Below are 23,691 nucleotides of genomic sequence, written 5' to 3'. Positions count from 1 at the left end.
CTTTTTTTATAACCCACATACCCAGGTGGTTCATCAAAAGGCAAAAAACAATGCTTTTGCATTTTAAGCATGCAAAAACAAAACAAGTACGCTATAACATAATGGCAACAGCTGCTGCCCCAACTTCAATTCCGCAGGCCTTGCCGAGCTTTTTCATGGAATCTACCACTAAAATGTCTACACCCTTCTCTTGCGCTAGTTTCATTACACTAGCGGTTAAAGCAGGATCAGCATCTTTCGCTACGACGATTTCCTTCACTGAATCTCGTTTCAGAGCTTTTACTGTTTGCTTCGTACCAATAATAATGGATTGAGCCTGTGATACTTTATCATAAGACATCGAATATCCTCCAAAGTAACAGGTTTTATTTTGAGCACCTTGGTTATATTATCATCATGGCAGAAGGATGTCAATATCGTTTGACAGATTATCTTGACATCCTTCACCATTTTTTGATGATTTTTATAGAAATCTTAAGAGAAAGATTACTCTACAGGAACCATATCGTCAGACGGCTGCACTTGTGAAACCGGCTTAACTTTACGGTAGTTTGGCATTCCAGTTCCAGCAGGAACAAGTTTACCGATGATGACATTCTCTTTCAAGCCAAGCAGTTCATCACGTTTTCCTTTGATCGCCGCATCTGTTAGGACACGAGTCGTTTCTTGGAAGGATGCTGCAGACAAGAATGAGTCTGTTTCAAGCGATGCTTTTGTAATACCAAGAAGAACTGGACGGCCTGTTGCAGGACGTTTGCCTTCGAATAGTACTTTTTTGTTCGCTTCTGTGAATTGGTGTACATCAAGAAGTGTGCCTGGTAATACATCTGTATCCCCCGCATCAGCGACACGCACTTTACGAAGCATTTGGCGAACCATTACTTCTACGTGCTTATCTCCGATTTCTACCCCTTGCATACGGTATACTTTTTGTACTTCATGAAGCAGATATTCTTGAACAGCTGTCATGTCAGTCACTTTAAGAAGTTCTTTCGGATCGATTGAACCTTCTGTCAGTACTTGACCTCTAGTGACTTTGTCACCTTCAACAACTTTCAGACGTGCATTGTAAGGAGCTGTGTAAGAGCGAGTTTCAACTTCGCCTTGAACCACAATTTCCTGCTGCTTGTCACGAACATCGTTAATTTCAGCAACGACACCATCAATTTCAGAAATGGTTGCCTGCCCTTTCGGATTACGCGCTTCAAATAACTCTTGGATACGAGGTAAACCTTGAGTGATATCGTCTCCTGCTACCCCACCGGTGTGGAACGTACGCATTGTAAGCTGTGTTCCTGGCTCACCGATCGATTGTGCAGCGATGATTCCAACTGCTTCACCGACTTCAACGTCAGTACCAGTTGCAAGGTTACGGCCGTAGCATCGTTTACATACACCATGAGGCGTGTTACATGTAAATGCAGAACGGATCCATACTTCCTCGATTCCTGCTTCAACCACTTCAAGTGCTTTATCTTCATCAATTAGTTCGTTTTCGCCAACAATGACTTCGCCCGTTTCAGGATGAATAATTGGTTTTCTTGCAAAACGTCCGATAAGACGTTCTTCAAGTTTCTCAATAATTTCATTTCCTTCTTTAATGGACTTCGCCAAGATTCCACGGTCTGTACCGCAATCTGTTTCACGGATGATAACATCCTGTGCAACGTCAACGAGACGACGCGTGAGGTAACCTGAGTCAGCTGTTTTAAGAGCTGTATCGGCAAGACCTTTACGCGCTCCGTGAGTGGAAATAAAGTATTCCAATACTGTTAAACCTTCACGGAAACTAGATTTAATCGGAAGTTCAATGATACGTCCAGCCGGGTTGGCCATCAGACCACGCATACCAGCCAGCTGAGTGAAGTTAGATGCGTTACCACGCGCTCCAGAGTCACTCATCATGTAGATTGGGTTGACTTCATCAAGGGACTTCATCAGTTTACCTTGGATGACATCTTTAGAAGAACTCCAGATTGAAATGACTCTCTCATAACGCTCTTCTTCTGTAATCAAACCACGTCTGAATTGCTTCATGACGTTATCTACTTTTGCTTGTGCTTCTTCAAGGATTTTTTGTTTATCGTCTAGTACCACGATATCAGATACACCAACCGTAATACCGGCTTTAGTAGAATATCTGAAACCAAGATTTTTCATGCGGTCAAGCATTTTAGATGTTTCAGTGATATGGAATCTCTTAAAGATTTCAGCAATGATTTTACCTAAAATACCTTTTTTGAACGGCGCATTGATTTCTTGTTTCTCGATCGCAGCTTTGACATCCTCACCTTTTTCAAGGAAGAAACGATCAGGCGTTTTTTCTTCAATATTGCTCTTAGTCGGTTCATTCATGTATGGGAATGATTCCGGTAAGATTTCGTTAAAGATCAATTTTCCAACTGTTGTAATCAACAATTTAGAACGCTGTTCATCAGTGAATGTAACGTTCTTCAACGAGCTAGCTGCAACAGCTACACGTGTATGAAGATGTACATACCCATTTTGATAAGCAAGAAGGGCTTCATCCGTATCTTTGAAGACCATACCTTCTCCGATAGCACCTTTACGCTCAAGTGTAAGGTAATAGTTACCAAGCACCATATCCTGAGATGGCGTAACAACAGGTTTTCCATCTTTCGGGTTCAAAATGTTTTGAGCAGCAAGCATTAAGATACGAGCTTCAGCTTGAGCTTCAGCAGATAATGGTACGTGAACCGCCATTTGGTCACCATCAAAGTCAGCGTTGTAGGCAGTACATACAAGTGGATGCAGACGAATTGCGCGTCCTTCCACAAGTGTAGGTTCAAACGCTTGAATACCAAGTCTGTGAAGAGTTGGTGCACGGTTTAGTAAAACTGGATGCTCACGAATTACTGATTCTAAAACATCCCAAACTTCCGGCTGCACGCGCTCAATCTTACGTTTCGCGCTCTTAATGTTGTGAGCTAATCCTTTTTCAACAAGCTCCTTCATCACGAATGGTTTGAATAGTTCAAGAGCCATTTCTTTCGGAAGTCCACACTGATACATTTTCAAATGTGGTCCAACGACGATAACGGAACGTCCAGAATAGTCAACACGTTTACCAAGCAAGTTTTGACGGAAACGTCCTTGTTTCCCTTTCAGCATGTGAGAAAGAGATTTCAATGGTCTATTTCCTGGTCCTGTTACTGGTCGGCCTCTACGTCCATTATCAATCAAGGCATCGACAGCTTCTTGAAGCATACGCTTCTCGTTCTGAACGATGATGCTTGGCGCGCCAAGATCTAATAAACGTTTCAGACGGTTGTTACGGTTGATGACACGACGATAAAGGTCGTTCAAGTCAGAAGTAGCAAAACGTCCGCCATCAAGCTGAACCATTGGACGTAATTCTGGTGGAATAACCGGAAGTACATCAAGGATCATCCAAGACGGTTTGTTTCCTGAGTTACGGAAAGCTTCCAACACTTCAAGGCGTTTGATCGCACGTGTACGACGCTGTCCTTGAGCTGTTTTTAGCTCTTCTTTGAGTGTATCTACTTCTTTCACAAGATCGATATCTTGAAGAAGTTTGTTAATTGCTTCTGCACCCATAGCTGCTTGGAAGGTGTTACCGTATTTATCTAAATAAGCACGGAATTCTTTCTCAGAAAGAAGTTGTTTCTTCTCAAGCGGTGTGTTGCCCGGATCAGTCACGACGTAAGAAGCGAAGTAAATCACTTCTTCTAACGCACGTGGTGACATATCTAGAACAAGACCCATACGGCTTGGGATACCTTTGAAATACCAAATGTGGGAAACTGGGGCAGCCAGTTCGATATGCCCCATTCTCTCACGACGGACTTTTGCCCGTGTTACTTCTACACCACAACGGTCACATACAACACCCTTATAACGAACGCGTTTATACTTTCCACAATGACATTCCCAGTCTTTTTGCGGTCCGAAGATACGTTCACAAAAGAGACCATCTTTTTCCGGTTTCAGTGTACGATAGTTAATCGTTTCAGGCTTTTTCACTTCACCAAAAGACCAAGAACGGATTTTATCAGGTGATGCGAGACCGATGTTCATATACTCAAAATTGTTCACATCTAGCAAGGGGCCTACCTCCCTTTTAATCTTCGGGTTATACCCTAGTCACTTGCTCTAATCGTTTCTGCTATTCTTTTGTGACTGCGTCACGTTCAAGATCGACAGGCGCGAGGTCTGCAGCATCTTCGTCATTAGATAACGCTAATCCGTCTGCTTTCTTCGTTTCCTCATCGTCTTCTAAATCTCTCATTTCTATCTCTTCTTCATCGCCAGATAGAATTTTCACATCCATACCTAAACTTTGAAGTTCTTTAATTAATACTTTGAATGATTCAGGGACACCTGGTTCAGGTACGTTATCCCCTTTGACGATCGCTTCGTATGTTTTCACACGACCCACAACGTCATCCGATTTTACAGTTAAGATTTCTTGAAGTGTATATGCTGCACCGTAAGCTTCAAGTGCCCATACTTCCATCTCTCCGAAACGCTGTCCACCAAACTGTGCTTTACCGCCCAGTGGCTGCTGCGTAACAAGTGAGTATGGTCCAGTTGAACGTGCGTGAAGTTTATCGTCAACCATGTGAGCCAGTTTGATCATATACATGATTCCAACAGATACACGGTTGTCGAATGGTTCACCAGTTCGACCATCATAAAGGACTGTTTTCGCATCACGGGACATACCTGCTTCTTCAAGCGTTTCCCAAACATCTTCCTCACGAGCACCATCAAATACTGGTGACGCAATGTGGATGCCTAGGTAACGTGCAGCCATACCCATATGAAGCTCAAGTACCTGACCGATATTCATACGAGATGGTACCCCTAGAGGGTTTAACATGATATCAATCGGTGTTCCGTCTGGAAGATACGGCATATCTTCTTCTGGGAGGATTTTAGAGATAACCCCTTTGTTACCATGTCGTCCGGCCATTTTGTCACCTTCAGAAATTTTACGCTTCTGAACGATGTATACTCGGACTAACTGGTTAACACCTGGTGGTAATTCATCTCCATCTTCACGGTTAAAGACTTTGACATCGTGGATGATTCCGCCGCCGCCGTGTGGTACACGTAGAGACGTATCACGCACTTCACGAGCCTTTTCACCGAAGATTGCATGTAATAGACGTTCTTCAGCTGTTAGTTCTGTTACACCTTTAGGCGTTACTTTCCCGACAAGAAGGTCTCCGTCTTTTACTTCTGCACCAATACGGATGATTCCGCGCTCGTCAAGGTTGCGTAAAGCATCCTCTCCAACGTTTGGAATATCACGCGTAATTTCTTCTGGTCCAAGCTTTGTATCACGAGCTTCTGATTCATATTCTTCAATATGAATAGAAGTGTAGACGTCATCTTTTACAAGGCGCTCACTCATAATGATCGCATCCTCATAGTTGTAACCGTCCCAAGTCATGAAGCCGACCATGACGTTACGTCCTAGAGCCAATTCACCTTTTTCCATAGAAGGACCGTCTGCAAGAATTTCTCCTTTGACGACTTCATCTCCAACACTTACAATTGGGCGCTGGTTGTAGCAAGTCCCTTGGTTAGAGCGGACAAATTTCAGCAAGCTGTATTTGTCTAGGTTTCCTTTGACTTGTTGCCCGTCAACGTCTTCATAACGGCGAACCCAAATATTCTTCGCTTCAACACGTTCTACAACACCTGGGTAACGGCAGATCACAGCAGCACCAGAGTCTTTACCTGATACATACTCCATACCTGTACCAACAATCGGTGATTCCGGCTGCATCAAAGGCACAGCCTGACGTTGCATGTTCGCTCCCATTAGAGCACGGTTAGAGTCATCGTTTTCTAAGAATGGGATACATGCTGTCGCTGCAGAAACAACCTGCTTCGGCGAAACGTCCATGTAGTCAACGCGGTTTCGAGGAACAACGGTGTTTTCCCCTCTAAAACGAGCAATGATATTATCATCGATAAACGAACCATCTTCACCTAATATAGCGTTCGCTTGTGCTACAACGTAGTTATCCTCTTCATCAGCAGTTAAGTAATCGATTCTCGGCGTCACTTTACCTGTTTCAGGGTCAACCCGGCGGTAAGGTGTTTCAATAAAGCCGAAGCGATTCACTTTTGCAAATGAAGATAGAGAGTTGATCAAACCAATGTTTGGACCCTCTGGTGTTTCAATCGGACACATACGCCCATAGTGAGAGTAGTGAACGTCACGAACTTCCATTCCTGCACGCTCACGTGTCAAACCACCCGGTCCAAGCGCTGACAGACGACGTTTGTGTGTCAATTCAGCAAGCGGGTTTGTTTGATCCATGAACTGAGAAAGCTGAGAGCTACCAAAGAACTCTTTGATAGAAGCGATCACAGGACGGATGTTAATCAGCTGCTGAGGTGTGATCGTGTTCGTGTCTTGAATCGACATTCTTTCACGAACAACACGCTCCATTCTGCTCAAACCAATACGGAATTGGTTTTGCAGAAGTTCACCTACAGAACGCAGACGACGGTTACCAAGGTGATCGATATCATCTGTGTCACCTACTCCATGAAGCAGGTTAAAGAAGTAACTGATTGAAGCAATGATGTCAGAAGGCGTGATATTCTTCACAGCTTCCTCTACATATGCATTACCAATCACGTTGATCACTTGCTCGCCTTCTTGATCAGTTGGTGCATAAATCTTGATAGATTGAAGTTCTACTTCATCCTCTACTACGCCACCGTTTGGATAAAGCTTTCTAAATCCGATGCCGTTTTCTAAGTATGGAAGAACTTTATCAAGCACTCTTCTATCTAGAATTTGACCTTTTTCTGCTAGGATTTCACCTGTTTCAGGATCAACTAGCGTTTCAGCCAATTTTTGATTGAATAGTCTATTTTTAATATGAAGCTTCTTATTAATCTTGTAGCGTCCAACATTTGCTAAGTCATATCTCTTCGGATCAAAGAAGCGAGAGTCTAGCAAGCTTTTCGCATTTTCAACAGTTGGCGGCTCTCCGGGACGAAGACGCTCGTAGATTTCGAGAAGTGCTTTATCGGCATTCTCTGTATTGTCTTTTTCCAACGTGTTGCGTAAGTATTCATTCTCGCCAATGAGGTCAAGAATCTCTTGATCAGAGCTGAAGCCGAGAGCACGCAAAAGAACCGTAACCGGCAACTTACGTGTGCGATCGATGCGTACATAGACTACATCCTTCGCATCAGTTTCGTATTCTAACCATGCGCCACGGTTTGGAATGACAGTCGCAGTAAAACCTTTTTTACCGTTTTTGTCTACTTTACCACTGAAATATACACTTGGAGAACGTACTAACTGAGAAACGATTACACGTTCCGCACCATTAATGATAAAAGTACCTGTGTCTGTCATGATTGGGAAATCACCCATAAACACATCTTGGTCTTTTACTTCTCCAGTTTCTTTGTTAATTAAACGAACTTTTACTCTTAGTGGAGCAGAGTAAGTTACATCACGTTCTTTTGATTCTGCTACAGGATACTTAGGATCCCCTAGGCTGTAATCAATGAATTCAAGAGAAAGGTTACCAGTAAAATCCTCAATTGGGGATATATCTTGAAACATCTCTCTAAGACCCTCATCAAGAAACCACTGATAAGAAGAGGTTTGAATTTCAATGAGATTTGGTAATTCTAACACTTCGCTTATGCGTGCGTAGCTTCTGCGCTGGCGGTGTCGTCCATACTGAACTAGTTGACCTGTCAACTGATTCACCCCTCAAATCATGCGTATTATATGTGTAAAAAGTATTTCTGTCTTTCAAATGTCAGTAAAGAAATACTTTTACAAGACAAAAGAAAAAAGGGTTTCTAAAATAAGAAAACCACATCCAAAAACAAATACCGATTTTATTAGTTTTCCCAAGTATGCATAATTTATACAAAATAGTTGTTTTTTAAGCCTATCAAGCAAAATATACACATTGGCATTTTATAATGTTAACACAGCTAGGAAACTGCGTCAAACTTTTTTAGCTTTGATAATATAGTAGCCCTTTTTTTTCATAACGACCGTCACTTCTCCAAAAAGCTGTTCTAATTTCTCAATCGCAGATGGTCCACCTTGTTTTTTCTGAATAACCACCCACAACTCACCTTCCGGCAATAAATGATCAGCACTTTTTTCAAAGATCGCATGTACTACTTTCTTCCCTGCCCGTATTGGGGGATTGGTCAGTATAGAGGCAAAAGCAGCTGATGAATGAACATTCGAGAACAAATCACTTTGATAGATGCGGACATTATCAATGCGATTATGCTTAGCGTTTTCCTTTGAAAGTTCGACTGCTCTTTCGTTCACATCAATCATATGAATGGTGCGGCCTGTCATTTCGTTTGCTAACGATAAGCCGATCGGTCCATAACCGCAACCGACATCTAAGACGTCGCCATCCAAGTCAGGTTCTTCAAAAGCTTCAATTAAAAGCCTCGAACCATAGTCGACTTCTTTCTTAGAAAACACTCCACTGTCACTTGTAAAAGTAAAGCTACGGTTTCTCAAGGTGAAGTCCCATGTCTGTTTATTGCTTTTCACTGATGGCTTTTCCGTATAATAGTGGTCACTCATGGTGAATGGACCTCCTCTGGATTCAATCGTTTCAGGAGATAAGAAAAGAAAAAGCCCGCCAGTAAAAGCGAGCTTTCCCAAAAGATTAGGCGAAGATTACTTAACTTCTACAGAAGCGCCAACTTCTTCAAGCTTAGCTTTAAGTTCTTCAGCTTCTTCTTTAGCAATACCTTCTTTAAGAGGTTTTGGAGTGTTGTCAACAAGTTCTTTAGCTTCTTTCAAGCCAAGACCAGTGATTTCACGAACCACTTTGATAACTTTGATTTTTTGGTCTCCAGCACCAGCAAGTACTAGATCAAAATCAGTTTTTTCTTCAGCAGCAGCACCGCCACCAGCAGCTACAGCTACAGGAGCAGCAGCAGTTACGCCAAATTCTTCTTCGATTGCTTTTACTAAGTCGTTTAACTCAAGTACAGTTGCTTCTTTAACTGAAGCAATGATTTCTTCGATATTTAAAGCCATTTGTAATTCCTCCATTTTAAGTTTTTTTACGTCAAGTACGCATTAAGCGCCTTGTTCTTCTTTTTGATCTGCAACTGCTTTAGTAGCAAGAGCAAGGTTACGAACTGGAGCTTGAAGAACGCTAAGCAACATAGAAAGTAAGCCTTCGCGAGACGGAAGTTCCGCAAGAGCCTTCACTTCTTCTACAGTCGCTACGTTTCCTTCGATAACACCAGCTTTGATTTCTAAAGCTTCGTGGCTTTTCGCAAATTCGTTGATGATTTTCGCAGGTGCGATAACATCTTCGTTACTGAATGCGATAGCGTTTGGACCTGTTAAGAAATCGTTTAAACCCGTTAGTTCAACTTGTTCAACTGCACGGCGAGTCAAAGTATTTTTGTAAACTTTGAATTCTACGCCAGCATCACGAAGCTGTTTACGAAGTTCAGTCACTTCAGAAACTGAAAGACCGCGGTAATCTACGATTACAGTAGACATACTGTCTTTAAATTTAGAAGTAATTTCATCAACGACAACTTTTTTAGTATCGATTGCATTGCTCATGGTTACACCTCCTGTACATTCTTTGTGTAACACTTATACCGATCAGGTCATCACGTTCCTAACGAACGGTTCTCCATATAAAAAGCCTCCATTAAGACATGGAGGCTGTATATACAAGCATACGTTAACGTAAGACTGTGACATATACACCTCGGCGGGTTAATTAAGCCATAAGGCCCCTGCTGTCTACGGTATAAATGATTATTCTATTTTACAACATTTTGATATTATCAAAACGATTGTGATAAGTCAAGAATTATTTTGCAGAGAAAGAAGATGGATCCACTTTCACGCCAGGGCCCATAGTAGATGTAACAGAAACGTTTTTCACGTATACACCTTTAGCCGCTGCAGGTTTTGCTTTAAGGATTGTGTCATAGATTGTTGCAAAGTTCTCAACAAGCTTTTCGTCCTCGAAAGAAACCTTTCCGATTGGCGCGTGGATGTTACCAGCTTTATCAACGCGGTATTCTACTTTACCAGCTTTGATTTCATTGATTGCTTTTTCAACTTCGAAAGTTACAGTTCCTGTTTTAGGGTTTGGCATAAGACCTTTTGGTCCAAGTACACGACCGATCTTACCAACTTCACCCATCATGTCAGGTGTCGCAACGATTACATCGAATTCGAACCAGCCTTGTTGGATTTTAGTGATGTAATCAGAATCTCCAACGTAGTCTGCTCCAGCAGCTTCTGCTTCTTTTGCTTTTTCGCCTTTAGCGAACACAAGAACGCGTTGAGTTTTACCAGTTCCGTTAGGAAGTACAACTGCACCGCGGATTTGTTGATCGTTTTTACGAGGGTCTACGCCCAAACGAAAAGCAACTTCTACAGTCGCATCAAATTTCGCTGTATTTGCTTTTTTTGTAAGAGAAACAGCTTCAGCTACATCATACGCTTTAGTACGTTCGATTAGCTTAGCAGCTTCTACATACTTTTTACCTTTTTTAGCCATTATAAAAATCCTCCTTATGTGGTTTTAGCGGAATAACCTCCCACGAATAAGGGTTGCGAACTTGTCAAAACCAAACTCGCAACCCAACAAGACAAAAAATTAATCTTCGATGACAATACCCATACTGCGTGCAGTACCTTCAACCATGCGCATAGCTGATTCAACGCTAGCAGCGTTTAAGTCAGGCATTTTTGTTTCCGCGATTTCGCGTACTTTATCACGCTTAACAGTTGCCACTTTATTACGGTTAGGTTCACCAGAACCAGACTCAATACCAGCTGCTTTTTTAAGTAATACTGCAGCAGGTGGAGTTTTAGTAATAAATGTAAATGAACGGTCTTCAAAAACCGAAATTTCAACAGGAATGATAAGACCAGCTTGGTCAGCTGTACGAGCGTTAAACTCCTTACAGAATCCCATGATATTAACACCGGCTTGACCTAGTGCAGGTCCAACTGGTGGAGCTGGGTTAGCTTTTCCAGCAGGAATTTGCAATTTAACAACTTTTACTACTTTTTTAGCCACGAGACACACCTCCTTAAAGTCCGTGATGTGGTAATAGGGGAATCCCCCTCCCACTCAACAACTTCATTCTTTATATGAATGACGAAATAACTAGCTAGCGATCTTGAGCGAACTCAAGACGTACCTTTGCTATATTACCACTTCTATACACTCATTTCAAGCTCTTTTAAATTACAATTTATCGATCTGTGTGAACTCAAGTTCCACAGGAGTTTCTCTACCAAACATATTAACGAATACTTTGACTTTGCTTTTATCATAATCAATCTCTTCGATAGAGCCTGTGAAGTTAGCAAATGGTCCATCGATGACCTTGACTGTTTCTTTTAGTTCAAAGTCAATTTCTGTCTTGCGCTCTTCAAGTCCCATTCTCTTCAGAATGGTTTCTGCTTCGCCAGGTAATAACGCTGTCGGCTTAGAGCCTGATCCAGCTGATCCAACGAATCCTGTCACACCTGGTGTATTACGAACGACATACCAAGAATCGTCAGTCATGACGATTTCTACTAGCACATATCCAGGGAATACTTTCTTTTTCACTACTTTTTTCTTACCGTTTTTAATGTCCGTTTCTTCTTCTTCTGGTACAACAACGCGGAAAATTTTATCCTGCATGCCCATTGATTCAACACGCTTTTCCAAGTTCGCTTTCACTTTGTTCTCATAGCCAGAGTACGTATGCACAACATACCAATTCTTTTCCATTTTCGTTCAGGACTATTTAGTCCTTCCCTCCCCACATTTCGTAATGTCTATTTGACGAATCTCGAGTACCGGTAAATATTTTCAAGCAATTGAAAAAACCCGTAAAACGGGTTTTTTGGCAAGTCATATTATGATCTATTATAGCACGTTCAGCAGACCATTATTCAAGTATTAATGAATTAATTCGATTAATTGTGAGATTCCTATATCAAGAAAAGAGAAAAAGATGGCAAAAAATACGACTGTTAAAATAACAGTGATCGTGTAGCGGACCATTTCGTTTTTCTTTGGCCAGCTGACCTTTTTCATTTCTTTCCCGACACTTTTTAAGAAACTGATAATACGCATGTAAAAGACCTCCACAGATTAAAGAACGCAAATCCTACTTCGTTTCTAAATGTGTTTTATGTGAATTACAAGTCTTGCAATATTTCTTAACTTCTAATCTTTCAGCTGCTGAAGCAACACTTTTCATTGTCGTATAATTGCGGCTTCCGCAGTCTTTACAGGCTAGAGTAATCTTTTTCCTCATATTTACACCTATTTTCTCGACATCATTTCCTTAGTACCTTATCACAGTGTCGAAAAAGCTGTCAATATAGGTTTGATTAGAGACTGATCTCGCGCAGCTCTAAATATTTCTCTAATTTTCTCTTTACTCTTTGGAGTGCATTATCAATTGATTTCACATGACGGTTTAAATCTTCAGAAATCTCCTGATAGGACCTACCATCAAGATAAAGCACAAGTACCTTTCTTTCCAGCTCGCTTAGTAATTCACCCATTTTCATTTCAATATCATCAAATTCTTCTTTGCTAATGATTAAATCTTCTGGGTTAAGCGCTTTAGCACCGGAAATGACGTCCAATAATGTTCTGTCCGATTCTTCATCGTATATCGGCTTGTCTAATGATACATAGGAATTTAACGGGATATGTTTTTGGCGAGTAGCTGTTTTAATTGCGGTGATAATTTGGCGGGTAATACATAATTCTGCAAAAGCCTTAAATGAAGTAAGCTTGTCCTCTCTGAAATCGCGGATAGACTTATAAAGTCCGATCATCCCCTCTTGGACAATGTCCTCTCGATCCGCTCCAATCAAGAAATAAGATCTTGCTTTCGCACGTACAAAATTGCGGTATTTCGTTATTAAATAATCTAGCGCATCACTATCTCCGACATGAACCCTTTCAATGACTTGTTCATCTTCCAACTGGCAAAATTGCTCTCTGATGGACTTACCCTTGCTGTTGTTTAGATTCACTTCGATCCCCCCGACCGCACCTAGATAGAAATATTATACAATAATGGTTGAAATATCGTCAAGCTATTCCAAGTTTCCCCGCCGCCATTTTTCAAACGTTTTCAATACATCTTCTGACAATTCAATTTTGGATGCTGGTTTATCAGAAGTAATCTTTTTGACACGTGTTTCAATCTTTCGTTCAATCACTTCTATCTCTCTTAAGAGCTCTCGTGCTGACTTACGAAGTGCACCCTGTCCAAAAATTGCCCATTGTTCTGTATAATCAGAGGTCGCCACATGAATTTGCGTCCGAATGTTATTCAAGTCTTGTGCCAGTTTTTCAATCCGCTCATCAGCCGTTTCATTTTCTCTTGTAAAGATGACCTCTACTCGGTGGTTTGTCCGCTTCTTTTCGATTCCTTTGACCATATGGGCATCGAATACGACAATGACTCGATACCCTGTATATGCTTGATATTCTGCTAAATTTTGAATCAGCACGTCTCTGGCTTCTTCAAAGCTGTTTTCTTTTAAGTGCTGCAAACGAGGCCATGCACCTATCATGTTGTATCCATCGACTAAGAGGATGTCCATCTCTATTCTCCTAACGGATAACGTTTTCGATACACTTCATACATCAATAGACTAGCGGCAACTGATGCATTTAATGAAGTGACCTTCCCGGCCATTGGCAATTTAATCAAGAAATCACATTTTTCCTTAATCAATCGGCCAATTCCTTTTCCTTCACTGCCGATGACAAGAGCGAGAGGCATCGTGCCGTCAAATTGTCTGTAGTCCTGCTTCGCAGATGCATCTGTTCCTGCGACCCAGATTCCTCTTTCTTTCATTTCATCAAGAGCTCTGGAAAGATTGGTTACTTTTGCGACCGGGATATGTTCAATGGCTCCAGTAGATGCTTTCGCAACAGTTGTCGTCAAGCCTACCGCTCGTCGTTTTGGAATGACGATTCCATGTGCACCAACAGCATCGGCCGTACGCATGATCGACCCTAAATTGTGCGGATCTTCAATTTCATCTAAGATGATGAAAAATGGTTGTTCATTCCGCTTTTCAGCAATTTGATACAGATCGTCCAATTCTGCATATTCATATGCTGCTACTTGTGCAACGATTCCCTGGTGCTGACCTGTTACCATCTGATCAAGCTTTTTCCTCGGAACATACTGAATGGTGATATTTTGCTTTTTCGCGAGTTCAATGACCTGCTGGGCTTGTCCTTTTACAGTGTTTTCTGCCATCCAGAGCTTATATAACTCCCGATCTGACTTCAGTGTTTCAATCACTGCATTTTTCCCAATCACATAATCATGTTGCTGACTCATTTGTCTTCCTCCCTGACGTTCCGATTTCAATCGCCTGACTAATCAACTCTTCTAAGCGTTCGTCCTGCTTCTCGATAAATAAATAACCCATGAGCGCTTCAAACGCTGTACTATAACGATACGTTTGAACGTCTGTGTTTTTAGGCACTGTGCCTGATTTTGCATTTCTTCCTCTTTTCAGCACCGCTTCTTCCGCTTCTGTGAAAAAGCCCTTCTGCTGAAGCTCAAATAAAATAGCGGCCTGAGATTTAGCTGAAACGATCTTACTTGCACGTTTATGAAGCTCATTTGGTTTGGTCGCCCCCATTTGGAGGAGGTGATGCCTCACGTATACTTCAAAAATGGCATCACCCATATAAGCAAGCGCAAGTCCGTTCAACTGTTTTCCGTCTTTCAGCTTTTCAAAATTCAACATGACCTATTCTCCTCTTTTCCAGCGCGTACCTTGAGGAGTGTCCTCCAATACAATATTCATGCTCTTTAGCTGGTCACGAATTTGATCAGACAATGCGAAGTCACGATTCCTTCTAGCTTCATTCCGCTTCTCAATTAATGCTTCTACCTCTTCGTCAAGCGTGTGCTTTTCTGCTAGTGAGAAGCCGAGGACGGATGTGATTTCTTGAAACAAGCCAATAAATGCCTTGATCACTTCCTCGGAAGTATGATCATTTTCCATATAGTAATTCGCTTGTTTCGCTAGTTCAAATAAAACAGAGATGGCATTTGCCGTATTGAAGTCATCATTCATTTCAGAAATAAATGTCGCTCGCTGCTCTTCAATCTTTGTCAGCCATTCAGTGTTATCCTCTGTTAAATTGGTACTGCTCTCAAGGCGATGATGTAGATTTGAATAAGATGTTTTGAGTCTGTTAAATGCACTCTTTGTACTTTCCAATAAGTCAATGGAGTAATTGATTGGATGACGATAGTGAACCGACAGCATAAAGAAACGAAGCACATCTGGATCTTGTTCTTTAATAATGTCATGTACGAGCACAAAGTTCCCAAGTGATTTTGACATTTTTTCATTCTCAATATTAATATACCCGTTATGCATCCAATACTTCGCAAAAGGTTTTCCTGTCAAAGCCTCAGATTGAGCAATCTCATTCTCGTGATGAGGGAACGTTAAATCCTGTCCGCCAGCATGAATGTCAATCGTATCGCCTAAATACTTTTTGACCATCGCAGAGCACTCGATGTGCCAGCCTGGACGCCCTTCACCCCACGGGCTATCCCAAGAAATCTCCTGATCCTTTGCGGCCTTCCATAATGCAAAGTCGAGTGCATCTCTTTTCTTTTCACCTACACGAATACGGGCACCTGTCTTTAATTCATCAATCGATTGGTGAGACAGTTTTCCGTAGCCTTCAAATGAGCGTGTGCTGTAATACACGTCACCATCTGCTTCATAGGCGTAGCCTTTTTCAATCAATGTGGCGATAAACGCAATGATATCATCCATATTTTCTGTCACTCGCGGGTGAAGGTCTGCTTTTTTGCAGCCTAATGCACTGACGTCCTCAAAGTATGCTTGGATAAATCGATCAGCAATCGTTGGGACATCCTCGCCTAATTCATTTGCTGCTTTGATGAGTTTATCATCCACATCAGTAAAGTTGGATACGAAATTCACATCATAGCCGCTATATTCTAAATACTTACGTACCGTGTCATATACAATGGCCGGTCTTGCATTCCCGATGTGAATGTAGTTATACACGGTTGGTCCGCATACATACATTTTGACCTTTCCTGGTTCAAGCGGGACAAACTCTTCCTTCTTACGTGTCAATGTATTATAAATATTGATTGTCATGATTGTTCTTCCTTTCTGCTCAATGAAGCCAGCTCACGTTTTAGCTTTTCCATTTCTCGCTCCAATTCTTTGAAACGATCAGAAACTGGATCTGGCAAATCTTGATGATTGAGATCACGATTGATTTTCTTTCCATTTTGAACGACAACACGCCCAGGTATACCTACAACAGTAGAATGGTCTGGTACGTCTTTTAACACAACAGACCCCGCACCAATCTTGGACCCTTTTCCTACGGTAATAGAACCGAGCACCTTAGCACCAGTCGCAATCAGGGCGTCGTCCAAAATAGTTGGATGCCGCTTTCCCTTTTCTTTCCCTGTTCCCCCTAATGTCACGCCTTGGAAAACAGTGACGTTATCGCCAATTTCACATGTTTCCCCAATCACGACGCCCATGCCGTGATCAATGAAGAACCGCCGGCCGATGGTTGCTGCTGGGTGAATCTCAACCCCTGTGAAAAACCGGCTGACCTGAGAAATGATCCGCGCAAGAAAATACAGCTTACGCTTGTAAAATGCATGCGCAACACGATGAGCCCAAATCGCATGAAGCCCTGAATAGGTTAGCACTACTTCAAGATAGCTTCTAGCAGCAGGATCTTGATCAAACACAGTATCAATATCTTCTTTCAGCATTTTGAAAAACACATGCTCCCCCCGTTCTTCCCCATCAATCTCTCTTAGGACTTGCTCTCTTTTTTGGACAAATAAAAAACGCCTCTGCCATATGACAGAGACGTTTTGAAAACGCGGTTCCACTCTGTTTAGAAAGCCCTCATTTCGCAGCCTTCTCAACTTCATCCCATAACGGAGGGTACCGCCCTTGCATACTAACATACGTGTTCCTCAAGGGTCTTGAGGGTGCATTTCCAACGTCTGCCCATAAGTCTCTTTCAGCCGGTGAAGACTCTTTCTGTGATGGACGATAACATTGTACTTCTCCCTCGCAACGATTTTCCTTATATTTGTTTAATGCGGTTTAATACCGTCTCTTTACCTAGTAGTTCAATACTTTGCGGAAGCTCTGGGCCATGCGTTTGTCCAGTGACAGCCACACGAATTGGCATGAATAGTTTCTTACCTTTATGCCCTGTTTCTTTTTGTACCGCTTTAATGGCAGCTTTGATTTCATCAGGTGTGAAAGACTCAAGACGTTCAAGCTGACCTGCAAACGAAGCCATCACTTCTGGTACTTGCTCTTCTGCAAGAACTTCCTTTGCCTCTTGATTATACTCAATTTGTTCCTTAAAGAACAACTCTGTTAACTCAACAATTTCTGCTCCGTAGCTCAATTGCTCGTGGTATAGAGAAATGAGTTTGCGCACCCACGTGTTTTCTTCTTCTGTCAGCTGCTCGCTTACCTTGCCTGCCTTTTGAAGATGTGGAAGTGTAAGTGCCACAACTTGATCAAGATCAAGTGCTTTTACGTATTGGTTATTCACCCATTTTAGTTTATGCATATCGAAGAGAGCTGGTGACTTAGAAAGTCGATTGACATCGAAAATATCGATGAACTGCTCTTTTGTAAATAGTTCCTCTTCGCCAACTGGAGACCACCCAAGTAGTGCAATGAAGTTAAACAAAGCTTCTGGTAAATAGCCCAAGTTCTTATACTGTTCGATGAACTGGATAATTGATTCATCACGCTTACTTAATTTCTTGCGATTCTCGTTTACAATCAGCGTCATATGTCCGAACAGCGGAACATCCCAGCCAAATGCATTGAAGACCATAATTTGTTTAGGTGTATTCGAGATGTGATCCTCACCACGAAGAATGTGAGTCATTTTCATCAAATGATCATCCACCGCTACAGCGAAGTTATACGTTGGCGTACCATCTTTTTTCACAATGACAAAGTCACCGATGCCGTCTGTTTCAAATGAAATATCACCTTTGACCATATCATCAAATTTGATGATTTCTCCTTTTGGCACACGGAAGCGAATGCTTGGCTCTCTTCCTTCAGCAATCAGCTTGTCCTCTTCTTCTTTTGATAAATGACTGCATTTACCAGAGTATCGAGGCATTTCACTGCGGGCAATTTGTGCTTCACGCTCTTCTTCTAGTTCTTCAGCCGTACAATAGCACTTATACGCCAAGTCTTTCTCTAGCAGCTCGTCATAATATTTTTTGTAAATATCATTACGCTCTGATTGTCTGTAAGGACCGTAGCCGCCATCTTTATCAATGCTCTCATCCCAATCAATTCCGAGCCACTGCAAATGACGAAGCTGACTTTCTTCTCCGCCTTCTACATTACGCTTTTGATCCGTATCCTCGATTCGAATAATAAATTTGCCGCCTTGGCTGCGTGCGAACAAATAGTTGAAAAGAGCCGTTCTAGCATTCCCAATATGTAAATGACCAGTTGGACTCGGTGCATAACGAACACGCACTTCATTTCCCATGAGTTTAACTTCCTTTCATCTGCATCATGTTGTCTGACACCAATTTTTTATAAACGTATTTTATCATCAAAACCCATTCTCATCAAAACGGATTTTACTTTTTCTGAAGAAGCACTGTCGCCTGAGAGGCAATTCCTTCGCCTCTTCCTGTAAATCCAAGTTTCTCTGTCGTTGTTGCTTTGACATTCACCTGTGTGACATCTGCCTCAAGAGCTTCTGCGATTTTCTCACACATTGGCTGAATGTATGGTGCCATCTTTGGTTTTTGCGCCATGATGGTGCAATCGATATTCACCAGTGTATAGCCTTTTTCTTTTACAAGCGCCCACACGTGCTGAAGTAATTTAAAAGAATCTGCATCTTTAAACTCCGGATCCGTGTCTGGGAAATGTCTGCCGATATCTCCTTCTGCAATCGCACCTAGGCAGGCATCCGCCACAGTATGAAGCAGTACATCCGCATCTGAATGCCCAAGTAGACCCTTTTCATAAGGGATCGTCACACCGCCAATAATAAGAGGTCTTCCCTCTGTTAATTGATGCACATCAAAACCTTGTCCTATTCTAAACATGTTCTAGTACCCTCTTTCCGCATCCATAATTGCCTTGGCAACCAATAAATCATCCGGTGTTGTCAGTTTAATATTGGTATAGTCTCCTTGGACAATATACACACTCTCACCGTGTAATTGTTCCACAAGACTGGCGTCATCTGTTCCAAGAAAACCTGTCCGCTCCGCATGTTCATGCGCTTCTTTTAAAATAGAATGACGAAAAGCTTGTGGGGTCTGGACTGCCCACAAGCTCTGACGTTCAATGGTTTGTTCCACTTTGCCTTCTTGAACGCGTTTGATTGTGTCTTTCACTGGTACCGCTACGACTGCGGAGCCTTTTTCAATCGCTGCTTTAACGAGCAAGTCAATCTGTGTATGCTTAATAAAAGGCCTTGCGCCATCATGAACAAGCACGATGTCCGCATCTTGCACAGCCTTCAATCCTTCGTATACACTTTGCTGCCGTTCTTCACCGCCAGTGACAAGTGAAACAGGCGTTTGAAAAGCGTGTACCTTCAGTAGCCTTTCAAAGTCACGACGCTCTTCTTCATTGATCGCTAAGATCATGCGTCTGCATTGTGAATGAGCGTCAAACACCTTCAGTGTGTGGATGATGACCGGCATTCTTTTCAATTCAATAAAAAGTTTATTGCGGCCGGCCTTCATTCGCTTCCCCTGCCCCGCAGCCGGAATAACTACTTCATAATACATGTTCGTTCTCCCTTTAGAGCGCCTTCTCCAGAAGTTTTGGCTTCGCAAAAATCATTCTTCCAGCAGCAGTTTGCAGCACACTCGTGACGAGCACATCAATGTCTTTTCCAATATAATTGCGTCCTTCTTCGACCACAATCATCGTACCGTCATCTAAGTAAGCAACACCTTGGTTATGCTCTTTCCCATCTTTGATGACCTGTACCTTCATTTCTTCCCCAGGCAGTACAACCGGTTTGACTGCATTGGCTAGATCATTGATGTTTAACACTGCTACTTTTTGAAGTTCGCATACTTTATTTAAATTAAAATCATTTGTCACAACAACACCTGAAGTTAACTTAGCGAGTTTCACAAGCTTGCTGTCAACCTCTTGAATATCTTCGAAGTCACCTTCGTAAATTTCAACTTTAATATCCAGTTCTTTTTGGATACGATTTAAAATATCAAGACCTCTTCGGCCTCTATTTCTCTTTAATACATCAGAAGAGTCTGCAATATGCTGTAATTCCTCGAGTACAAATTGAGGAATGACCATCACACCTTCTAGGAATCCAGTTTGACAAATATCTGCGATTCTTCCATCAATGATAACACTTGTGTCTAAAATTTTCAGCTTTTTATCTTCTATTTCAGGTTCATCATCAGCTGCTCCTTTTTTCTTTGTGACCTTTGCAGATCGGGAAAACAGCCCCATCATTTCATCCTTCTTCTTAAACCCTACCTGAAATCCAAGGTATCCTAAAAAGAAAGCCAGGAAAATCGGAATAATGGTACCAAAAATATGATATGGGATATTGTTTAGCGGGATCACGTTTACAATAAGATATGCTAGAATAAGTCCAAATACTAAACCGAAACTTCCAGATATAAGATCAGGAAGAGGCGCCTTCAATAGAGAATCCTCGATCCATTTCACCCAATTAACCACATAGCCTGTGCACCATTTACCAATGATAAAGAACACAGCGGCTCCTATTAGTGCTGAAGAGTAAGCATTTGTTATGAAAGGTATGTCCTTCACATTTAACAGCAGAAATAACTCTGGAATGATAAAAATCCCTACAACTGCACCGAAAATGATAAAAAACGCCTGAACGATTCTTTTTAACATACCTTCACCTCCTTTATTTTTCATCTGTCAATCCACCTTCATCTGACATTGATATATGCTTAAGTTTCCTATCATCATGAACAGAAAACAAAACCATCATTAATATACCCATATTCATCCATTTTTAACCGTATTTAAGAAAAATTTCTCTTTTTATAGCTGACGGTCGATATAATGTTTTTCTTGCAGTCTTTTTAATCCTTTTTTTATCTTTTTCGCTCTTACTTCTCCAATTCCTTCTACTTCATCCAAATCTTGTACATCTGCTTCCATAATTCGATCTAGCACACCAAATGCTTCGACCACGTTTTCAACGATCGGCATAGGCAATCTAGGGATTTTATGAAGTAATCTGTATCCTCTTGTGTACACATATTCGTCAATATTTGTAGATGCTGGATAGCCGAGTAACTTGTACAAAATAGAGTCATCTAAAAGTTCAAAGCTCGACATATCTTGGAGCTGTTTCAGCAGCACATATGGATCTTTGATCTTTTCTTTCACGTAATCTTTAATAAATAAAGCCGCTTCCTGCTCCATATCTGTAATCAGCTCATTGACTTGCAGACGGATCAAGTGTCCTTCTGTCCCAAGCTCTTTGATATACATATTGATTTCATTTTTGATTCTAAGTACCATTTCATAACGATGCAGCACGGATAATACATCACCAAAGGTCACAAGTTCTTCAAATTCTAAGGCGCTTAACGCAGAAATGGCATGATCTAAAATGGTTTTATATTTCTCCAGTGTTTGTATCGCTTGGTTGGCCTTCGTCAAAATAAAACCAATATCTTTCAGCGTATATCGTCGATTCCCTTGGTATAAGGTAATGACGTTCCGACGTTCAGAAATGGCAATGATTAAGCAGCCTGTCTGCTTTGCTACACGTTCAGCCGTTCGGTGTCTCATGCCTGTTTCTGATGAATGAATGGTTGCATCCGGCATGAGCTGTGTATTCGCATACAAGATTTTTTGACCAGAGTCACTTAAAATAATCGCACCATCCATCTTCGCCAATTCATATAAATGTGCTGGGGAGAAAGCAGAATTAATATGAAATCCTCCATCTACCACACTTTTCACTTTATCGTTATAACCAACAACAATGAGCCCTCCAGTATTGGCTCTTAGGACGTTTTCAATCCCTGCCCGCAGGGGTGTCCCCGGTGCCACAAACTGGACAATATCTAAGAGATCGACTTCTCTCGCTCCTTTTTTCTCTTTTTCCATTTCTATGATCCCCCTAGTGAAATACGAAGTGCCTCTGCTACATTTTCTACACCGACTAATTCAATCCCTCTCGGTTTTTTCCATCCATCTATATTCGCCTGAGGAATAAACATTCGTTTAAATCCTAGTTTAGCAGCTTCCTGCACACGCTGTTCAATTCTTGATACTCTTCTGACTTCTCCCGTCAGACCCACTTCTCCTATAAAGCAATCTGCTTGATGCGGCGCTGCATCTTTAAAGCTTGATGCAATACTGACGGCAATAGCCAAATCAATCGCTGGTTCGTCAAGTTTCACACCACCTGCGACCTTTAAATAGGCATCTTGGTTTTGCAGCAGCAGCCCTACCCGTTTTTCTAAAACGGCCATAAGCAATGACACTCGGTTATGATCAAGGCCAGTAGCCATTCTCCGTGGATTCCCAAAACTCGTCGGTGAAATAAGTGCTTGTATCTCCACTAGAACAGGTCTTGTTCCTTCCATTGAGGCAACAACACACGATCCAGATACACCTGCTGACCGCTCTTCTAAGAAGATTTCTGATGGGTTTAATACCTCTGTGAGCCCTTCCTCTCTCATTTCAAAAATCCCTAATTCATTCGTTGAACCAAAACGGTTTTTCACTGCCCGTAAAATACGAAACGTATGATGGCGCTCCCCTTCAAAATAAAGAACTGTATCCACCATATGCTCTAAAAGGCGCGGCCCAGCAATCGAGCCTTCCTTCGTCACATGACCAACGATAAAAATAGGAATACCATTCGTCTTGGCAATTTTCATCAGCTGCGCAGTGCATTCCCTCACCTGAGAAACAGATCCGGGAGCTGACGTGATATCGCTTTGATAAACGGTTTGAATTGAATCGACCACAACAAAAGCGGGTTTCATCTCTTGTATAGCAGACGTTATATACTCCATATCGGTTTCAGCCAAAACATGTAAAGAGGCACTTTCAATACCGAGACGGTCCGCCCTAAGCTTCGTTTGTTTGATTGATTCCTCACCAGATATGTATAACACATTCTGATTTTGATCTGATAGCTGTGCTGAAACTTGTAATAATAGTGTGGACTTCCCAATCCCAGGATCACCGCCAATAAGAACGAGTGAACCTTTGACAATTCCACTTCCTAATACTCGGTTAAATTCTTCTAAATTCGTTTTAATTCGGGGTTCTTCGGATGTTTCAATTGCAGATATAGGTGAAGGTTTTTGAATGGTTTGAACAGAATGATTAAACGCACTTCGACGATTTGCCGGCTCTTTACGAACGACCTCTTCTGTCATACTGTTCCAAGTGCCGCAGCCGGGACATTTCCCCATCCATTTGGCTGACTCATAACCGCACGATTGGCATATAAATTTTGATTTTGACTTAGCCATAGATTGAAGAATACAACTCCTTATACTGGTCAGAAAATAAGTAAAGGGAGGCATCCAACTTACTGGTATGCCTCACACTTTTTTCTTACTATA

General features: G+C 41.7%; 23 protein-coding genes and 2 other annotated features. All 23 genes read right to left on the bottom strand.

Features of this window, described 5'->3' with window-relative positions; genetic code table 11:
• Positions 1 to 91: 91 nt before the first annotated feature.
• Entirely contained in the window at positions 92 to 340 is a 249-nt protein-coding gene (locus ABG082_RS00700; RefSeq protein WP_008345416.1) for a 50S ribosomal protein L7ae-like protein, read from the bottom strand.
• 146 nt (positions 341 to 486) lie between these two features.
• The gene (gene rpoC, locus ABG082_RS00695; RefSeq protein ID WP_017366455.1) at positions 487 to 4,086 is read right to left on the bottom strand and encodes a DNA-directed RNA polymerase subunit beta'; all 3,600 of its coding nucleotides are present in this window, start codon (positions 4,084 to 4,086) and stop codon (positions 487 to 489) included.
• Between the two features lie 61 nt (positions 4,087 to 4,147).
• The gene (rpoB, locus tag ABG082_RS00690) at positions 4,148 to 7,729 is read right to left on the bottom strand and encodes a DNA-directed RNA polymerase subunit beta (RefSeq protein ID WP_007496297.1); all 3,582 of its coding nucleotides are present in this window, start codon (positions 7,727 to 7,729) and stop codon (positions 4,148 to 4,150) included.
• A gap of 255 nt (positions 7,730 to 7,984) precedes the next feature.
• Complete coding sequence (locus ABG082_RS00685) at positions 7,985 to 8,590, bottom strand: class I SAM-dependent methyltransferase (protein ID WP_007496296.1); 606 nt, start codon at positions 8,588 to 8,590, stop codon at positions 7,985 to 7,987.
• 96 nt (positions 8,591 to 8,686) lie between these two features.
• The gene (gene rplL / locus ABG082_RS00680) at positions 8,687 to 9,052 is read right to left on the bottom strand and encodes a 50S ribosomal protein L7/L12 (protein WP_008345418.1); all 366 of its coding nucleotides are present in this window, start codon (positions 9,050 to 9,052) and stop codon (positions 8,687 to 8,689) included.
• Positions 9,053 to 9,094: 42 nt separating this feature from the next.
• Entirely contained in the window at positions 9,095 to 9,595 is a 501-nt protein-coding gene (gene rplJ / locus ABG082_RS00675; protein WP_003217048.1) for a 50S ribosomal protein L10, read from the bottom strand.
• Positions 9,596 to 9,664: 69 nt separating this feature from the next.
• Positions 9,665 to 9,805: a sequence feature (ribosomal protein L10 leader region), on the bottom strand.
• A gap of 46 nt (positions 9,806 to 9,851) precedes the next feature.
• On the bottom strand, positions 9,852 to 10,550 hold the full coding sequence (gene rplA / locus ABG082_RS00670) for a 50S ribosomal protein L1 (RefSeq protein WP_007496292.1): 699 nt from the start codon (positions 10,548 to 10,550) through the stop codon (positions 9,852 to 9,854).
• Positions 10,551 to 10,649: 99 nt separating this feature from the next.
• Complete coding sequence (gene rplK / locus ABG082_RS00665; RefSeq protein ID WP_003216956.1) at positions 10,650 to 11,075, bottom strand: 50S ribosomal protein L11; 426 nt, start codon at positions 11,073 to 11,075, stop codon at positions 10,650 to 10,652.
• Between the two features lie 171 nt (positions 11,076 to 11,246).
• Entirely contained in the window at positions 11,247 to 11,780 is a 534-nt protein-coding gene (nusG, locus tag ABG082_RS00660) for a transcription termination/antitermination protein NusG (protein WP_003217197.1), read from the bottom strand.
• Positions 11,781 to 11,951: 171 nt separating this feature from the next.
• Positions 11,952 to 12,128 (bottom strand): preprotein translocase subunit SecE, encoded by a 177-nt coding sequence (secE, locus tag ABG082_RS00655; RefSeq protein ID WP_008345422.1) that lies wholly within the window; start codon positions 12,126 to 12,128, stop codon positions 11,952 to 11,954.
• Between the two features lie 34 nt (positions 12,129 to 12,162).
• Entirely contained in the window at positions 12,163 to 12,312 is a 150-nt protein-coding gene (gene rpmG, locus ABG082_RS00650; RefSeq protein WP_008356502.1) for a 50S ribosomal protein L33, read from the bottom strand.
• Between the two features lie 76 nt (positions 12,313 to 12,388).
• Positions 12,389 to 13,045 carry an RNA polymerase sporulation sigma factor SigH gene (sigH, locus tag ABG082_RS00645; RefSeq protein WP_008345424.1) on the bottom strand — a complete coding sequence of 219 codons (657 nt, stop codon included), beginning with the start codon at positions 13,043 to 13,045 and terminating at the stop codon, positions 12,389 to 12,391.
• A 63-nt stretch (positions 13,046 to 13,108) separates the two neighbouring features.
• Positions 13,109 to 13,621 carry a ribosome-dependent mRNA decay endonuclease Rae1/YacP gene (gene rae1 / locus ABG082_RS00640; protein ID WP_017366454.1) on the bottom strand — a complete coding sequence of 171 codons (513 nt, stop codon included), beginning with the start codon at positions 13,619 to 13,621 and terminating at the stop codon, positions 13,109 to 13,111.
• Between the two features lie 2 nt (positions 13,622 to 13,623).
• Positions 13,624 to 14,373, bottom strand: coding sequence for a 23S rRNA (guanosine(2251)-2'-O)-methyltransferase RlmB (gene rlmB, locus ABG082_RS00635; protein ID WP_017359163.1), 750 nt, complete (start codon positions 14,371 to 14,373; stop codon positions 13,624 to 13,626).
• Positions 14,357 to 14,788, bottom strand: a complete 432-nt coding sequence (locus tag ABG082_RS00630) for a Mini-ribonuclease 3 (protein WP_046342446.1) — start codon at positions 14,786 to 14,788, stop codon at positions 14,357 to 14,359. Before ABG082_RS00630 ends, rlmB begins: the two co-directional genes overlap by 17 nt.
• Positions 14,789 to 14,791: 3 nt before the next feature.
• Positions 14,792 to 16,192, bottom strand: coding sequence for a cysteine--tRNA ligase (gene cysS / locus ABG082_RS00625; RefSeq protein WP_007496278.1), 1,401 nt, complete (start codon positions 16,190 to 16,192; stop codon positions 14,792 to 14,794).
• Positions 16,189 to 16,842 (bottom strand): serine O-acetyltransferase, encoded by a 654-nt coding sequence (gene cysE, locus ABG082_RS00620; RefSeq protein WP_017366453.1) that lies wholly within the window; start codon positions 16,840 to 16,842, stop codon positions 16,189 to 16,191. The genes cysS and cysE overlap by 4 nt, the downstream gene beginning before the upstream one ends.
• 81 nt (positions 16,843 to 16,923) lie before the next feature.
• Positions 16,924 to 17,153 (bottom strand) — a binding site (T-box leader).
• Positions 17,154 to 18,605, bottom strand: coding sequence for a glutamate--tRNA ligase (gltX, locus tag ABG082_RS00615; protein ID WP_268361499.1), 1,452 nt, complete (start codon positions 18,603 to 18,605; stop codon positions 17,154 to 17,156).
• A 94-nt stretch (positions 18,606 to 18,699) separates the two neighbouring features.
• Positions 18,700 to 19,176: a 2-C-methyl-D-erythritol 2,4-cyclodiphosphate synthase gene (gene ispF, locus ABG082_RS00610; RefSeq protein ID WP_007496273.1), complete on the bottom strand. Its 477-nt coding sequence runs from the start codon at positions 19,174 to 19,176 to the stop codon at positions 18,700 to 18,702.
• A gap of 3 nt (positions 19,177 to 19,179) precedes the next feature.
• Positions 19,180 to 19,869 (bottom strand): 2-C-methyl-D-erythritol 4-phosphate cytidylyltransferase, encoded by a 690-nt coding sequence (gene ispD, locus ABG082_RS00605; protein WP_008345432.1) that lies wholly within the window; start codon positions 19,867 to 19,869, stop codon positions 19,180 to 19,182.
• Positions 19,870 to 19,882: 13 nt separating this feature from the next.
• Complete coding sequence (locus ABG082_RS00600) at positions 19,883 to 20,983, bottom strand: PIN/TRAM domain-containing protein (protein WP_003217214.1); 1,101 nt, start codon at positions 20,981 to 20,983, stop codon at positions 19,883 to 19,885.
• A gap of 153 nt (positions 20,984 to 21,136) precedes the next feature.
• The gene (gene disA, locus ABG082_RS00595; protein ID WP_007496267.1) at positions 21,137 to 22,216 is read right to left on the bottom strand and encodes a DNA integrity scanning diadenylate cyclase DisA; all 1,080 of its coding nucleotides are present in this window, start codon (positions 22,214 to 22,216) and stop codon (positions 21,137 to 21,139) included.
• Between the two features lie 2 nt (positions 22,217 to 22,218).
• Positions 22,219 to 23,598, bottom strand: a complete 1,380-nt coding sequence (gene radA, locus ABG082_RS00590) for a DNA repair protein RadA (RefSeq protein ID WP_017359160.1) — start codon at positions 23,596 to 23,598, stop codon at positions 22,219 to 22,221.
• Positions 23,599 to 23,691: the final 93 nt, after the last annotated feature.

It is taken from the genome of Bacillus sp. BS1807G30, from assembly GCF_040047675.1.
GTDB lineage: Bacteria > Bacillota > Bacilli > Bacillales > Bacillaceae > Bacillus > Bacillus altitudinis.
Note: the sequence above shows the minus strand (reverse complement) of the source record. Positions and strands in the feature narration are given on the sequence as shown.

What these genes read in the sequence shown, in the direction of transcription:
- ABG082_RS00700 (WP_008345416.1), bottom strand. Translation starts at nt 340, where the DNA reads ATGTCTTATGATAAAGTATCACAGGCTCAATCCATTATTATTGGTACG.
- ABG082_RS00685 (WP_007496296.1), bottom strand. Translation starts at nt 8,590, where the DNA reads ATGAGTGACCACTATTATACGGAAAAGCCATCAGTGAAAAGCAATAAA.
- rplL (WP_008345418.1), bottom strand. Translation starts at nt 9,052, where the DNA reads ATGGCTTTAAATATCGAAGAAATCATTGCTTCAGTTAAAGAAGCAACT.
- rplJ (WP_003217048.1), bottom strand. Translation starts at nt 9,595, where the DNA reads ATGAGCAATGCAATCGATACTAAAAAAGTTGTCGTTGATGAAATTACT.
- rplA (WP_007496292.1), bottom strand. Translation starts at nt 10,550, where the DNA reads ATGGCTAAAAAAGGTAAAAAGTATGTAGAAGCTGCTAAGCTAATCGAA.
- nusG (WP_003217197.1), bottom strand. Translation starts at nt 11,780, where the DNA reads ATGGAAAAGAATTGGTATGTTGTGCATACGTACTCTGGCTATGAGAAC.
- secE (WP_008345422.1), bottom strand. Translation starts at nt 12,128, where the DNA reads ATGCGTATTATCAGTTTCTTAAAAAGTGTCGGGAAAGAAATGAAAAAG.
- rpmG (WP_008356502.1), bottom strand. Translation starts at nt 12,312, where the DNA reads ATGAGGAAAAAGATTACTCTAGCCTGTAAAGACTGCGGAAGCCGCAAT.
- rae1 (WP_017366454.1), bottom strand. Translation starts at nt 13,621, where the DNA reads ATGGACATCCTCTTAGTCGATGGATACAACATGATAGGTGCATGGCCT.
- rlmB (WP_017359163.1), bottom strand. Translation starts at nt 14,373, where the DNA reads ATGAGTCAGCAACATGATTATGTGATTGGGAAAAATGCAGTGATTGAA.
- ABG082_RS00630 (WP_046342446.1), bottom strand. Translation starts at nt 14,788, where the DNA reads ATGTTGAATTTTGAAAAGCTGAAAGACGGAAAACAGTTGAACGGACTT.
- cysS (WP_007496278.1), bottom strand. Translation starts at nt 16,192, where the DNA reads ATGACAATCAATATTTATAATACATTGACACGTAAGAAGGAAGAGTTT.
- gltX (WP_268361499.1), bottom strand. Translation starts at nt 18,605, where the DNA reads ATGGGAAATGAAGTGCGTGTTCGTTATGCACCGAGTCCAACTGGTCAT.
- ispF (WP_007496273.1), bottom strand. Translation starts at nt 19,176, where the DNA reads ATGTTTAGAATAGGACAAGGTTTTGATGTGCATCAATTAACAGAGGGA.
- ispD (WP_008345432.1), bottom strand. Translation starts at nt 19,869, where the DNA reads ATGTATTATGAAGTAGTTATTCCGGCTGCGGGGCAGGGGAAGCGAATG.
- ABG082_RS00600 (WP_003217214.1), bottom strand. Translation starts at nt 20,983, where the DNA reads ATGTTAAAAAGAATCGTTCAGGCGTTTTTTATCATTTTCGGTGCAGTT.
- disA (WP_007496267.1), bottom strand. Translation starts at nt 22,216, where the DNA reads ATGGAAAAAGAGAAAAAAGGAGCGAGAGAAGTCGATCTCTTAGATATT.
- radA (WP_017359160.1), bottom strand. Translation starts at nt 23,598, where the DNA reads ATGGCTAAGTCAAAATCAAAATTTATATGCCAATCGTGCGGTTATGAG.